Source organism: Rhizobium sp. FG96 (genome assembly GCF_057808655.1).
Genome location: NZ_JBMDIL010000001.1, coordinates 112,776 through 126,851, shown reverse-complemented (window position 1 = coordinate 126,851; position 14,076 = coordinate 112,776). Strand labels below are relative to the sequence as shown.

14 protein-coding genes are annotated in these 14,076 nt (G+C 61.6%); 8 read left to right on the top strand and 6 right to left on the bottom strand.

What is annotated here, in order from left to right; all coding sequences use genetic code 11:
* Nucleotides 1-52: 52 nt before the first annotated feature.
* Complete coding sequence (locus ACODR6_RS00640) at nucleotides 53-1,546, bottom strand: replicative DNA helicase (protein ID WP_112719675.1); 1,494 nt, start codon at nucleotides 1,544-1,546, stop codon at nucleotides 53-55.
* A gap of 321 nt (nucleotides 1,547-1,867) precedes the next feature.
* Between ACODR6_RS00640 and ACODR6_RS00635 the strand changes: the two genes are divergently transcribed.
* From ACODR6_RS00635 to ACODR6_RS00625, 3 genes are read left to right on the top strand one after another with little or no spacing between them, the layout of a single operon-like run.
* Nucleotides 1,868-2,311, top strand: a complete 444-nt coding sequence (locus ACODR6_RS00635) for a MarR family winged helix-turn-helix transcriptional regulator (protein WP_112719538.1) — start codon at nucleotides 1,868-1,870, stop codon at nucleotides 2,309-2,311.
* Between the two features lie 10 nt (nucleotides 2,312-2,321).
* Nucleotides 2,322-3,992, top strand: coding sequence for an MFS transporter (locus tag ACODR6_RS00630; protein ID WP_112719537.1), 1,671 nt, complete (start codon nucleotides 2,322-2,324; stop codon nucleotides 3,990-3,992).
* An 18-nt stretch (nucleotides 3,993-4,010) separates the two neighbouring features.
* Entirely contained in the window at nucleotides 4,011-5,078 is a 1,068-nt protein-coding gene (locus tag ACODR6_RS00625) for an HlyD family secretion protein (protein ID WP_489020038.1), read from the top strand.
* A gap of 63 nt (nucleotides 5,079-5,141) precedes the next feature.
* Here the strand turns inward: ACODR6_RS00625 and rplI are convergent, their stop codons facing one another.
* The 5 genes from rplI to ACODR6_RS00600 form a co-directional block, all read right to left on the bottom strand.
* Entirely contained in the window at nucleotides 5,142-5,720 is a 579-nt protein-coding gene (rplI, locus tag ACODR6_RS00620; RefSeq protein WP_112719535.1) for a 50S ribosomal protein L9, read from the bottom strand.
* 15 nt (nucleotides 5,721-5,735) lie between these two features.
* Nucleotides 5,736-6,719, bottom strand: a complete 984-nt coding sequence (locus ACODR6_RS00615; RefSeq protein WP_489020035.1) for a DUF2232 domain-containing protein — start codon at nucleotides 6,717-6,719, stop codon at nucleotides 5,736-5,738.
* 156 nt (nucleotides 6,720-6,875) lie between these two features.
* The gene (gene rpsR, locus ACODR6_RS00610) at nucleotides 6,876-7,124 is read right to left on the bottom strand and encodes a 30S ribosomal protein S18 (protein WP_004680498.1); all 249 of its coding nucleotides are present in this window, start codon (nucleotides 7,122-7,124) and stop codon (nucleotides 6,876-6,878) included.
* A gap of 12 nt (nucleotides 7,125-7,136) precedes the next feature.
* Complete coding sequence (gene rpsF / locus ACODR6_RS00605) at nucleotides 7,137-7,595, bottom strand: 30S ribosomal protein S6 (RefSeq protein WP_112719533.1); 459 nt, start codon at nucleotides 7,593-7,595, stop codon at nucleotides 7,137-7,139.
* A gap of 288 nt (nucleotides 7,596-7,883) precedes the next feature.
* A complete protein-coding gene (locus ACODR6_RS00600; RefSeq protein ID WP_112719532.1) occupies nucleotides 7,884-8,927 on the bottom strand; it encodes an aldo/keto reductase in 1,044 nt (347 codons plus the stop codon).
* Nucleotides 8,928-9,131: 204 nt separating this feature from the next.
* Here ACODR6_RS00600 and fabD point away from each other — a divergent pair, with 204 nt between their 5' ends.
* From fabD to mltG, 5 genes are all read left to right on the top strand, one after another.
* Entirely contained in the window at nucleotides 9,132-10,076 is a 945-nt protein-coding gene (gene fabD / locus ACODR6_RS00595) for an ACP S-malonyltransferase (protein ID WP_489020032.1), read from the top strand.
* 30 nt (nucleotides 10,077-10,106) lie between these two features.
* On the top strand, nucleotides 10,107-10,844 hold the full coding sequence (fabG, locus tag ACODR6_RS00590) for a 3-oxoacyl-[acyl-carrier-protein] reductase (RefSeq protein ID WP_489020030.1): 738 nt from the start codon (nucleotides 10,107-10,109) through the stop codon (nucleotides 10,842-10,844).
* Nucleotides 10,845-11,131: 287 nt separating this feature from the next.
* Nucleotides 11,132-11,368 (top strand): acyl carrier protein, encoded by a 237-nt coding sequence (locus ACODR6_RS00585; RefSeq protein WP_003502080.1) that lies wholly within the window; start codon nucleotides 11,132-11,134, stop codon nucleotides 11,366-11,368.
* A gap of 92 nt (nucleotides 11,369-11,460) precedes the next feature.
* Entirely contained in the window at nucleotides 11,461-12,723 is a 1,263-nt protein-coding gene (gene fabF, locus ACODR6_RS00580; protein ID WP_112719528.1) for a beta-ketoacyl-ACP synthase II, read from the top strand.
* A gap of 129 nt (nucleotides 12,724-12,852) precedes the next feature.
* Nucleotides 12,853-14,073: an endolytic transglycosylase MltG gene (gene mltG, locus ACODR6_RS00575; protein WP_112719527.1), complete on the top strand. Its 1,221-nt coding sequence runs from the start codon at nucleotides 12,853-12,855 to the stop codon at nucleotides 14,071-14,073.
* Nucleotides 14,074-14,076 lie beyond the last annotated feature (3 nt).

Here is a 14,076-nt window from a genome sequence, read left to right as displayed (position 1 = left end):
GTTGGCGATAATGCCAACATGAGGGCTCGGTGTCAAATTGCAGCAATGCTGATCAGTGTTCTTCGTACTGCGTAAACGACGGCTCGGCGAGGTCGGCGAAGCGGGTGAACTCCGACTGGAAGGCGAGCTTGACGGTGCCGGTCGGTCCGTGGCGCTGCTTGGCGATGATGACGTCGGCCGTGCCCTTGACCTTTTCGAACAGCGCTTCCCATTCCGCATATTTCGGATCGGCGGGATCGCGCGGCTCGAGGTTCTTGACGTAATATTCCTCGCGGAACACGAAGAGCACGACGTCCGCGTCCTGCTCGATCGAGCCCGATTCACGAAGGTCGGAGAGCTGCGGGCGCTTGTCGTCGCGGCTTTCGACCTGACGCGACAGCTGCGAAAGGGCGATGATGGGAACGTTGAGTTCCTTGCCGAGCGCCTTCAGGCCGGTGGTGATCTGGGTGATTTCCTGAACACGGTTGTCGCCCTTGCCGGCGCCGGTCATCAGCTGGATATAGTCCACCACGAGGCAGTCGAGGCCGCGCTGGCGCTTCAGGCGGCGGGCGCGCGCCGAAAGCTGGGCGATCGAGATACCACCGGTCTGGTCGATATAAAGCGGCACCTTCTGCATCATCATCGAGCAGGCGACCAGCTTTTCGAAATCGGCATCGTTGATGTCGCCGCGGCGGATCTTCGAGGAAGAGACTTCCGTCTGCTCGGAGATGATACGCGTGGCGAGTTGTTCGGACGACATTTCGAGCGAGTAGAAGCCGACGACGCCGCCTTGCTTCGCCTTGAAACTTCCGTCCGCCTGCACTTCGCCTTCATAGGCGGCGGCGATGTTATAGGCGATGTTGGTGGCGAGCGAGGTCTTGCCCATACCCGGACGTCCGGCGAGCACGATCAAGTCGGAGCGCTGCAGGCCGCCCATCTTGCCGTCGAGCGAATGGATGCCGGTGGAGATGCCGGAAAGACCGCCATCGCGCTCCTTGGCGACGGCAGCCATGTCGATCGCCAGCGCCACGGCGTCGTTGAACGACTGGAAGCCGCCGTCGTAGCGGCCGTTTTCGGCGAGCTCGAACAGCCGGCGTTCGGTGTCTTCGATCTGCGCCTGCGGCGGCATGTCGAGCGGCGCGTCATAGGCGATGTTAACGACGTCCTCGCCGATGGTGATCAGCGCGCGGCGCAGCGCCAGATCGTAGATCGCCCGGCCATAGTCCTCGGCGTTGATGATGGTGACGGCCTCGCGGGCGAGGCGGGCGAGATATTCCGACACCGTCATGTCGCCGACCTTCTCGTCGGCCTTCAGGAAGGTCTTGATCGTCACCGGATTGGCGATCTTGCCCATGCGGATGATATCGCCGGCGACCTCGAAGATCTTCCGGTGCAGCGGCTCATAGAGATGGATCGGCTTGAGGAAGTCGGACACCCGGTAATAGGCGTCGTTGTTCATCAGGATAGCACCCAGAAGCGCCTGCTCCGCTTCGATATTGTTGGGTGCTTCGCGGTAATGCTGCTCGGCAGGAGCAACGGCGGCAATCTTTCGCGCGGCGTCGTTCATCGTCATCCGTTCTGTCGTTTCTATCCCGGATTTGAAGACTGCCACCTGCAAATGCAAGTGCATGGCGGCAACAGCGCCTGCCGGTCTTCAAAATCCACTGCGCTTTGCACGTTGTTCGACTTGTCCACAGCGCTTCAAAGCCTGTGGACAAAAAATGCTATCGTGTCACCTTGGGGACACGGGCCTGGCTGCGACTCAGCCTGCATTTTTACTGATGGCTATTTTACCCGTAAGCCATCCGAGTTAGCACTTGAAAAAATGCCAAATCTGCTTTAGATAGTAATAATATAATTAGCACACTAACTAACTGGACTGGAATCTATGGCGAATAAGCTGCTCGGCCGCGAATTGATCGAAGACATTGCTGCCTTCACCCGCAAGCTGAGAGCGACTTTCGATGCCAGGGTCAGGGAACGCAACATGACGCTGCCGCGCGCCCGGGTGTTCTTCAATCTCAACAAGAAGGACGGCATCAACCAACGCGAGCTCGCAGACCGCCTCGAGCTCGAAACCCCGACGCTCGTGCGAATCCTCGATGCGATGGAAGGGCAGGGCTATGTCGAGCGCCGCGTTGCGGGTTCCGACCGCCGCGCCAAGGAGATTTACATGACCGACGCGGGCAGGGTGGTCGCCGCCGAAGTCGAGGGTCTTGCGGAGGAAGTACGCGGCCAGATCATCGCCGGTATTCCCGAAAGCGATCTCCGGACTACCTTGAATGTTATCCGCGCGATGCAGGCGAACCTGGCGGCCGTTCGCGGACAATGAGGACGCGTGAATGAGCCTCGCCGAGACAGCAAATGACAATGCTGTAGCCGCCCGCAAGGGCGAGGAAGAGGCCGTCACGCCGCCGCCCGCAGCGCCGCCCTTGCCGGTACCGCTGGCGCGCTGGAAGGTGCCGCTCTACATGGCCTCCTCGGTGCTGTTCTTCCTGACGCAGGGGTTGGGAATGAACCTGATCACCGCCAATATCTACCAGCTGCAGGGCTCGTTCTCGGCGACCACGATCGAAGTGTCCTGGCTGTCCGCCGCCTATATGGCGCCCTATGCCAGCCTTGCCATCGCGCTCTTCAAGATCCGCACGCAATATGGCCTGCGCCGCTTTGCCGAGTTCAGCATCATCTGCTTCCTCTTCGCCTCGATGATGAACCTGCTGATCACCGATCTGCATTCGGCAATCGTCGTGCGCGCCTTGAGCGGCATGGCCGCCGCCCCACTCTCGACGCTCGGCTTCCTTTACATGCTGGAAGCCTTCCCGCCGGAGAAGAAGCTCTCGGTGGGCCTCAGTCTGGCGCTGATGAACACGCTGTTTGCAGCGCCGATCGCCCGCATCATCTCGCCGTCGCTGCTCGATCTCGGCGGCTACAGCGCGCTTTACACCTTCGAGATGGGGCTGGCGCTGATTGCCCTGCCGGTCATCTACCTGCTGCCGCTCACGGCGCCGCCGCGCGCCAAGGTCATCCAGCGGCTCGATATCCTGAGCTACCTGCTGCTCGCCATCAGCTTCGGCTGCCTGGCCGTCGTCCTGACGCTCGGGCGGCTCTACTGGTGGTTCGAAGTATCCTGGCTTGGCATCGTGCTTGCCGTCTCGATCGGCGCGCTGACGCTGATGTTCCTGATCGAGCTGCCGCGCGCCAATCCGATGCTCGACCTGCGCTTCGTCTTCTCGGGCGCGAACATGCGCATGGCCGGTCTCCTGCTGTTGTTCCGCTTCGTCTCCTCGGAGCAATCGACGACGGCTGCGAATTTCTATCAGCAGCTCGGCCTGCTCAACGACCAGACGATCCATCTCTATGCGATCATCCTCTTGTCGTCGCTCGCGGGCGGCCTGTTCTGCGCCTATTTGATGATGACGCGCTATGTGGAGACCGCGCATGTGCTGGCGCTGATCCTCATCGCGGCGGGCGCCTATATCGACAGCCAGTCCACCAGCCTGACGCGGCCGCCGGAAATGTACCTGAGCCAGGCCATGGTCGCGGCCGGTGCAGCGATGTTCCTGCCGCCGGTCATGTCCAAGGGCTTTGCGGCCGTCCTCGCCAAGGGCATGCCCTATATCGTCAATTTCCTGGTGATCTTCCTGTTCACCCAGTCGATCGGCTCGCTCTTTGCCTCGTCGGTGCTCGGCACTTTCGTCGTCATCCGCGAGAAGTTTCATTCCAACGTTCTCGTCGAACATATCCTGCTGACGGACCCGATCGTCGCCCAGCGCGTCTCCCAGCTTTCGGCCGCCTACGGCAAGGTCATCACCGACAAGGCGCTGCTGAATGCCGAGGGCCTCTCGCTGCTCAGCCAGCAGGTGACACGGGAAGCCTATGTGCTCGCCTATAACGACGCCTTCTACGTGATCTTCCTGTCCTGCCTGGCAGGTCTCGTCGTCCTTCTTCTCCATCTCGCATGGAAGCGCCGGCCCTGGCAGAACGGGCCGGAGGCCGTCCTTGCGCAATCCTGAGCCAGAGGCCCCACTCGCATGTTCAAATCCCTCCGCTCGCCCACCTCTCTGATCGTGCTGATCGCCGGTGCCGCCGGCATCCTGCTGGTGCTCTATGCCTGGCGCCTGCCGCCCTTCGTCACCTCGGTGGAAACGACGGACAATGCCTATGTCCGCGGCTACGTCACGCTGATGAGCCCACAGGTCAGCGGCTATGTCGTCGACGTCCCGGTCAAGGACTACGAGCATGTGAAGCAGGGGCAGGTCCTCGCCAAGATCGACGACCGCATCTATACGCAGAAGCTGGCGCAGTCGCGCGCCGCGCTCGATGGTCAGAAGGCCTCGCTCGCCAATTCGCACCAGCAGGAGCTCTCGGCACAAGCCAACATCGCCTCCAGCCAGGCGCAGATCGATAGCGCCACCGCGGCGCTGAAGCGTGCCCAGCTTGCCTGGGATCGCGTCGATAATCTGAGCAACCGCGGCATCGCTTCGGCCAGTGAATCCGAAGCCGCCCAGGCGACGCTCGAGCAGGCGAAGGCGGCGCTCAATCAGGCGCAGGCCGCCCTCGAAGTCTCGAAGCAAAGCCTGGCGACGATCATCGTCAATCGTGCCTCTCTGGAAGCCAATGTCGCCGGTGCTGAGGCGGCGGTCCAGCTCGCCGAAATCGACCTGCAGAACACCTCGGTCGTGGCACCCCGCGACGGCCATCTCGGGGAGATCGGCGTGCGGATCGGTCAATACGTCACATTGGGCACGCAGATGATGGCGGTGGTTCCCGAGGACGTCTGGGTGATCGCCAATTTCAAGGAAACCCAGCTCGATGGGATGCAGGTCGGCCAGCCGGTTTCTGTCTCGGTCGATGCGCTCGGCCATCACCGGCTGACTGGCCGCGTCGAACGCTTCTCGCCGGCCGCCGGCTCGGAATTCGCCGTCATCAAGCCCGATAACGCCACCGGCAATTTCACCAAGGTCGCCCAGCGCGTCGGCGTGCGCATCAGCATCGATCCCGGGCAGGATCTGGCCAAGGACCTGTCGCCCGGCCTCTCGGTCGTGGTGCGGATCGACAAGAGCGCAGCACCTCTGAAGAGTGTTGCCGACAACCAATAGGCCCCTGAAACGAAAAAGCCCGGCACGAGGCCGGGCTTTCCGTATGCGGTATCGGAGAGAAGCTTATGCTTCGTCTTCGTCGAGGCCGTCAGCTTCCGGATCGAAGAAGTCTTCCGGACGCAGAGCGTCTTCGTCAACGCCGTAGATCGCGTCGACCGAGGTCAGGGTCTCGCCCTTGGCCTGGCGCTCAGCTTCTTCAGCCGAACGGGCAACGTTAAGCTCGACGTGGATTTCGACTTCAGAGTGCAGCTGGATTTCAACCTTGTGCAGGCCGATTGCCTTGATCGGCGTGTTCAGGTGAACCTGGTTGCGGCCGATGTTGAAGCCTTCTGCGCCGAGGATGTCGACGACGTCGCGAGCAGCGACCGAGCCGTACATCTGGCCGGTTTCGCCAGCCGAACGGACGACGATGAAGGACTTGCCGTCGAGAACGTCGGCAACCTTCTGGGCTTCCGACTTGCGCTCGAGGTTACGGGCTTCGAGCGTTGCACGCTCGGCTTCGAAGCGCTTCTTGTTGGCTTCGTTGGCGCGCAGAGCCTTGCCGAGCGGCAGGAGGTAGTTACGAGCAAAGCCGTCGCGAACCTTTACGGTTTCGCCCATCTGGCCGAGCTTGGAGATACGTTCGAGGAGAATGACGTCCATGTTAGAGTTCCTTTCTTAGATTTTCGAATCTGTTTGTTTGGGGGCATCCGCATCCTTGTTGGGGGTCAATGCGATCGCTTTGCGCGTATCGGACAGGCCGACGACCAGGATGAAAAAGGCTGGCAGCATCAGGATGAGCGATGCCAGGTAGAGAAGGATCAGCGCCGGCAGGCGCCAGTCCTTGCCGCGCGTGCGGAAATGCAGCGAGGCGAAGCCGGAAAGCAGGAAGCCGGCGCCGAACGTGCCGACGACGGTTGCTCCGATCATCGCCGGAACGCCGCCGAAGAAGGTGGCAGCCAGACCGGCGAGGAAGACGAAAATCGAGTTGCGATTCATCCGAAGCGCGGACGGAATGTCTTCGCGCGGACGCAGCGCCCGGCCCGAAGCATTCACGATGCGGGTCGCGATGTAATAGGCGGCAAACAAGAGCACCACCCACATGGCGCCCTGGATGGCTGGCAGCATCAGCAGCAGCAGCGACTTGGTCTGCGCCGTCGCCGCCGGATCGAGGCTCACTTCCGGCTGCTGCTGGGCAAAGGACGTGAACAGCGCATCGACCATCTGGCTGACGAGATCCGGGCCGTAGCCGATCATGAAGCCGGTGACGATGACGGCGAGCGTCACGAGTGCGCAGAGATGCAGCAGGATATCGGACAGCGGATACCAGGCCATCAGATGATCGGGACCGCCGAGCTCGGAAGCGGGGCGCGCCAGATTGGCGAGATGGCTGAGCCAGCCGGCCGGCAGCAGCGTCACCAGCGTCATCATCAGCGCGAAGGTCGGCGAGATGGCGATGGCGCCGAGCACGGCGGCAGTCACGACGGCGGAGATGGCCGCAGCATTGCCCCAGCCGAGGCCGACGAGAAGAATGGGAAGCGCGGAAGCCGCGTAAAGGACGGCGCTGAACGACAATTGAACGCTCGCGCCGAGCACCAGCAGTGCGGCGGTAATGCCGGCAAGGGCGCCGGTCAAAAGCGTTTTAAAGTCCAGTTTGTTCACGGTCGCTGTCCTGCTTCATCAAGCAGTTAGAGGGCGTTTTCTGAATCAGTTTCAGAAAGGCCTCAACATGGGTTTTAAGAGTTCCGATCCGCGCCCATCGCGAAAGGGAGAAGGGAAGGCATTGCTGCCTTCCCTCGATTTGGTCTCGTCAGCCGATTAGGCGACGACGTACGGCAGCAGGCCGAGGAAGCGGGCGCGCTTGATCGCCTGAGCGAGTTCGCGCTGCTTCTTCTGCGAAACAGCCGTGATACGGGAAGGAACGATCTTGCCGCGCTCGGAAATGTAGCGCTGCAGGAGACGAACGTCCTTGTAGTCGATGCGCGGAGCGTTTGCACCAGAGAAGGGGCAAGTCTTGCGACGACGATGGAACGGGCGGCGGACCGGAGCGGAGGAAGCTTCAGACATTCTTATATCTCCTTATGCACGGTCTTCGCGGGGAGCGCGATCAGGACGCGGGCCACGCTGGAAGTCGCCGTCACGGCGCGGCGGACGGTCACCGAACTCGCGGCGCGGGCCACGGTCGCCACCTTCGCGCGGGCCGCGGTCGTCGCGGTCGCGCTTCTGCATCATGGCAGACGGGCCTTCTTCGTGCTTTTCAACAGCGATCGTCATGTAGCGCAGGACGTCTTCGCTGATGCGCATCTGACGTTCCATTTCCTGGATCGCAGCTGCCGGTGCATCGATGTCCACGAGGACGTAATGTGCCTTGCGGTTCTTCTTGATGCGGTACGTGAGGGACTTGAGGCCCCAGTTTTCGACGCGCCCGACCTTACCGCCGTTAGCTTCGATCACACCCTTGTACTGTTCTACGAGGGCGTCGACCTGCTGAGCGGAAATATCCTGCCGGGCAAGGAATACATGTTCATAAAGAGCCATGACAGCTTTGCCTTTCTTGCGTTTGGTCAACCCGGTATTCGGCGGCTAAGCCTCAACGACTGCTCCTGATTGGGCGGACCCAGGCAAGAAAAGCGTTTCCGAGACGGTCGAGAGCGGAGACACGGGAGGCTGGAACGCTTCCGTTCCGAACGATTCCCCTAAAGGAAACCGGCCCTCCGTTCAGCCACCAGCCAGAAGACCGGGTTTCGAACAGGGGCGCTTATACGGATTTTTCGGCAGAAGGCAAGGGCTGGCCGCACGTTTCGGACGCGCGGCCTTTCTCTATGATCAAAGCGGCATCGGATACTGCCGGTGGACCTTCTCGATCTCGGCAAGCACGTCGCCCGACAGCTTCACATCGACCGAGCTGAGATCGGTCGTCAGCTGTTCCATCGTCGTCGCGCCGATGATCACCGAGGCCATGAAGCGGCGGGTGAGGCAGAAGGCGAGTGCCATGGCCGAGGGGTCGAGGCCGTGGTTGGCGGCAATCTCGAGATAGGCCTTGGTCGGTGCTTCCTGCAGCGGCTGCAGGCGGCCGCCGAGGTCTCCGTTGATCGAGGCGCGCGATCCCTCAGGCTTCACGCCACTCTGATACTTGCCGGAGAGAATGCCGGCGGCGAGCGGCGAATAAGCGAGCAGGCCGACATCTTCGTGATGCGAGAGTTCGGCGAGATCCAGATCGAAGTGACGGTAGAGAAGGTTATACTCGTTCTGGACGCTGGCGACGCGCGGCAGGCCTTTCTGCTCCGAGAGCGTCAGGTATTTCTGGATGCCCCAGGTCGTCTCGTTGGAGAGACCGAGCGCGCGCACCTTGCCTTCCTTCACCAGGATATCCGTCGCCTCGAGGATATCGAGGATGTTGGCGACTGCCTTGGCGCGGTCCTGCTTGAAGGGGTCGTAGTGCCAGTTCTGGCGGAAGTGGAAGTGGCCGCGGTTCGGCCAGTGGATCTGGTAGAGGTCGATATAGTCGGTCTTCAGGCGCTTGAGGCTGGCTTCGACGGCAAGCTTGATGTTCTTGGCATCGGCGCCTTCGCCGCCGCGGATGTAGGAGCGCCCGTGACCGGCGACCTTGGTCGCCAGCACGATGTCCTTGCGCTTGCCGGTCTTTGCGAACCAGCTGCCGATGAACTCTTCGGTGTGGCCATATGTTTCCGAGGAAAGCGGCGTCGTCGGATAGAGTTCGGCGGTGTCGAAGAAGTTCACGCCCTTTTCGACGGCGTAATCCATCTGCGCGTGGGCTTCTGCCTCGCTGTTCTGCGAGCCCCAGGTCATGGTGCCGAGGCAGATTTGCGAAACCGATATGTCTGTACGGCCTAATTTGTTGAACTTCATTGGAAAACCTTGAAAGCAAGTGTGCGGCGGAACCCGCGCTGGGGCGGCGCAAATTTAAGTGCGAATTCGGCGAGCGCAAGTGCAAAAAGCCCGGTTTTTCGCACCTGCAAAAGGCTCTGGAGACCGCGAACGGGCTATTGACTCCTCAGGAAAGAACGTCAATTGGAGGCGAAATCGCCCAAATGACATAATAGGGATATAGAAATGACGGTCGCTTTTACATTTCCGGGCCAAGGCAGTCAGGCTGTCGGCATGGGCAAGGAGCTTGCCGAAAACTTTGCTGAAGCCCGCGCGGTATTCGATGAAGTCGACGAGGCGCTCGGCGAAAAGCTGTCCTCCATCATGTTCGAAGGTCCCGAAGAGACGCTGACGCTGACGGCAAACGCCCAGCCGGCGCTGATGGCCGTCTCCATGGCCGTCATCCGCGTACTGCAGGCCAAGGGCCTCGATCTCAAGTCCAAGGTTTCCTATGTCGCCGGCCATTCGCTCGGCGAATATTCGGCACTCTGCGCCGCCGGCACATTCTCGCTTGCCGATACCGCCCGTCTCCTGCGCATCCGCGGCAATGCCATGCAGGCAGCCGTTCCGGTTGGCGTCGGCGCCATGGCCGCCATCATCGGCCTGGAACAGGCTGACGTCATCGCCGTCTGCGAAGAGGCATCCGCCCTCGGTTCTGTCCAGATCGCCAACGACAATGGCGGCGGCCAGCTGGTCATCTCGGGCGAAAAGGCAGCCGTCGAAAAGGCTGCAGCGCTCGCGACCGACAAGGGCGCCAAGCGCGCCATCCTGCTGCCGGTCTCCGCGCCCTTCCATTCGAAGCTGATGGCGCCTGCGGCAGACGCGATGCGCGAAGCGCTCGCCGGCGTTGCCAAGTCCAATCCGATCGTTCCCGTCATCGCCAATGTCCGCGCTGCACCGGTCAGCGATGCAGACGAGATTGCCAAGCTTCTCGTCGAGCAGGTCACCGGCCAGGTCCGTTGGCGCGAGACGGTCGAATGGTTCGCCGCAAATAACGTCACGACGCTCTACGAGCTCGGCTCCGGCAAGGTGCTGACGGGCCTCGCGCGCCGCATCGACAAGACGGTCAATGGCATTGCAGTCAATACGGCCGCCGATATCGACGCAGCCGTCGCCGCCCTCATGGCCTGATCGGCCCCACCAGACATAAGGAACGCATCCATGCTCGATCTTACCGGCCGCAAGGCTCTCGTCACAGGCGCATCCGGCGGCATCGGCGAGGAAATCGCCCGCATCCTCCACAATCAGGGCGCCATCGTCGGCCTGCACGGCACGCGCGTCGAAAAGCTCGAAGCGCTGGCCGCCGATCTCGGCGACCGCGTCAAGATCTTCCCGGCGAACCTGTCGAACCGTGACGAAGTCAAGGCGCTCGGCGCCAAGGCCGAAGAAGAGCTCGGCGGCGTCGACATTCTCGTCAACAATGCCGGCATCACCAAGGATGGCCTCTTCGTTCGCATGAGCGACGAGGACTGGGATGCCGTCATCGAAGTCAACCTGACCTCGATGTTCCTGCTGACCCGCGAGCTGACCCATCCGATGATGCGTCGCCGCTTCGGCCGCATCATCAACATCACGTCGATCGTCGGCGTCACCGGCAATCCGGGCCAGGCAAACTACTGTGCTTCCAAGGCCGGCATGATCGGCTTCACTAAGTCGCTGGCGCAGGAGATCGCCACCCGCAACGTGACTGTCAACTGCGTCGCCCCCGGCTTCATCGAGTCTGCCATGACCGGCAAGCTGAACGATAAGCAGAAGGACGCGATCATGGGCGCGATCCCGATGAAGCGCATGGGCACGGGCGCCGAAGTTGCCTCTGCCGTTGCCTATCTCGCTTCCAACGAAGCAGCCTACATGACGGGCCAGACGCTGCACGTAAACGGCGGCATGGCCATGATCTGAAACAGGAAACCGGCCCCGTCACCGTTTTTCACGTCAATAGCGTGTTGACCAATCTGGCGGGGTTGATTTTCTGGCTTTGCGGCAGACATAAACCGTGTTAAGCGGGCCAATGACTGTGAACAGTCGTCCCGAGAAACAAGGCGAACCGGCAGGCTTTGAGCCAGCATGGTACACCTGGAAGCCGGGCCAACGAGTTTGCTGAAGGCGTCGAGAGGGCGCCGTAGGCTGAAACAGGGTAGGGGTGCCAGAAGGCACTCTGATCAGGACATAAGGTCGAGGAAACCGACATGAGCGATATCGCAGAACGCGTAAAGAAAATTGTTATTGATCATCTTGGCGTCGATGCCGACAAGGTTGTCGAAGGCGCAAGCTTTATCGACGATCTGGGCGCAGACTCGCTCGACACCGTCGAACTGGTCATGGCGTTCGAAGAAGAATTCGGCGTTGAAATTCCTGACGACGCAGCTGACTCTATCCTGACCGTCGGCGACGCAGTCAAGTTCATCGAAAAGGCCCAGGCTTAATCCTGAGCGATTTTCAAAGGGCGGGCCACGAGTCCGCCCTTTTCATTTGGGGCTAAGCCCAATTTCAAGAAGACTATAGGCGGGGACACTCGATGAGACGGGTCGTTATCACCGGTACCGGTATGGTATCACCCTTGGGATGCGGAACTGAAATCACCTGGAAGCGTCTGCTCGAAGGCAAGAACGGTGCCCGCCTCGTAACCGAGTTCGAAGTCGAAGATCTTCCCGCCAAGATCGCCTGCCGCATCCCCGTCGGTGACGGCACCGAAGGCACCTTCAATCCCGATGACTGGATGGAGCCCAAGGAACAGCGCAAGGTCGATCCCTTCATCATCTACGGCATGGCTGCCGCCGACATGGCGCTGAAGGATGCAAACTGGCATCCGCAGACCGACGAGGACCAGATCGCCACCGGCGTGCTGATCGGTTCCGGCATCGGCGGCATCGAGGGCATCGTCGAGGCGGGCTATACGCTGCGCGACAAGGGCCCGCGCCGCATCTCTCCATTCTTCATTCCCGGCCGCCTGATCAACCTGGTCTCCGGCCAGGTATCGATCCGCCACAAGCTGCGCGGCCCGAACCACTCCGTCGTTACCGCCTGCTCGACCGGCGCGCACGCCATCGGCGATGCTGCCCGTCTGATCGCACTCGGCGATGCCGATGTCATGGTTGCCGGCGGTACCGAATCCCCGGTCAGCCGCATTTCGCTCGCGGGCTTTGCCGCCTGCAAGGCGCTGTCGACCCAGCACAACGACGACCCGACCAAGGCTTCGCGTCCCTACGACAAGGACCGTGACGGCTTCGTCATGGGCGAGGGCGCCGGCATCGTCGTTCTCGAAGAGCTGGAACATGCGCTGGCGCGCGGCGCCAAGATCTATGCCGAAGTCGTCGGCTATGGTCTGTCGGGCGACGCCTATCACATCACCGCACCGTCGGAAGACGGCGAAGGCGCACAGCGCTGCATGGCGATGGCGCTGAAGCGCGCCGGCCTGACGCCTGCCGATATCGACTACATCAACGCCCACGGCACCTCGACCATGGCCGACACGATCGAGCTCGGCGCCGTCGAGCGCCTCGTCGGCAATGCCGCTTCGAAGATCTCGATGTCGTCCACCAAGTCGGCAACGGGTCACCTTCTCGGTGCCGCAGGCGCTATCGAAGCGATCTTCACGACGCTGGCGATCCGCGACAACGTCGCCCCGCCGACGCTGAACCTCGACAACCCCGAGCGCGAAACGGCCATCGATCTCGTTCCGCACAAGGCTCGTCAGCGGGAAATCAATGTGGCACTGTCGAATTCCTTCGGATTCGGCGGTACCAACGCATCGCTGGTTCTGCGCCGCTACGCCGCCTAACAGGCGGGCGCCACGGCGCATTTTGGCAGAGCACGAAGGCAGGGCCGGCACCTCGTGGCGGCGGCCCACCTGTTTTTTGCCGTATTGCTTCTTAAAAAGCAGACGGGGCCAAATATAGAGGAATGCCGGGTGAGCGACACGAACCAGAGCAACGAAACGCCGGGTCAGGGCGAGCAGCAGGCACAGAACGGCCGGATCATTCCGAAATCGCCGACTGAAGCGCTGCGCCCGGAACGCGTTCCGGAGCCGCCGAAGCGCTCCAAGAAGGCGCGCAGCCAGGTCGTGATCTTCCTCAATTTCGTGATGACGCTGGTGGTGCTCGGCTGCGCCGCGGCGGTCTTTGCCTTCTATTACGCGATCTCGAGCTACCAGGATCCAGGCCCGCTTGAGACGAACACCAACTTCATCGTTCGCAGCGGCGCCGGTCTCTCCGAGATTTCGAGCAATCTCGAGCGCAACAACATCATCTCCGACGCCCGCATCTTCCGCTATCTGACGGCCACCCATCTGAACGAAGGCGAAAGCCTGAAGGCCGGTGAATACGAGATCAAGGCCAAGGCTTCCATGAACGACATCATGGAACTGCTGAAGTCGGGCAAGTCGATCCTCTATTCGATTTCCTTCCCTGAAGGCCTGACGGTCCGCCAGATGTTCAATCGCATGAACGAGGATCAGGTTCTGGAAGGCGAGCTGCCGACCGTGCTTCCTGCTGAAGGCAGCCTGCGGCCGGATACCTACAAGTTCTCGCGCGGGACCAAGCGCGGCGAGATCGTCGACCAGATGGCAGCCGCCCAGACCAAGCTCGTCGAGCAGATATGGGACAAGCGCGATCCGGCGCTTCAGCTGAAGTCGAAGGAAGAGCTGGTGGCGCTCGCCTCGATCGTCGAGAAGGAAACCGGCGTGCCGGACGAGCGCGCCCATGTCGCCTCCGTCTTCCTCAACCGTCTCGGCAAGGGCATGCGCCTGCAGTCGGATCCGACGATCATCTACGGCCTCTTCGGCGGCGACGGCAAGCCGGCTGACCGGCCGATCTATCAGTCGGACCTGAAGAAGGACACGCCCTTCAACACCTATATCATCAAGGGCCTGCCGCCGACGCCGATTGCCAATCCGGGCCGCGACGCGCTGGAAGCCGTGGCCAATCCCTGGAAGACCGAAGACCTCTATTTCGTAGCCGACGGCACCGGCGGTCACGTCTTCGCGGCAACGCTCGACGACCACAATGCCAATGTCCGGCGCTGGCGCAAGCTGGAAGCCGACAAGGGCGCCGACCCGAATATCGCGGTGGACGGCCAGCCCGAAGCACAGGCGGATGCGCCTGCCGCCCAGAAGAAAAAGAAGACCAACTGATTT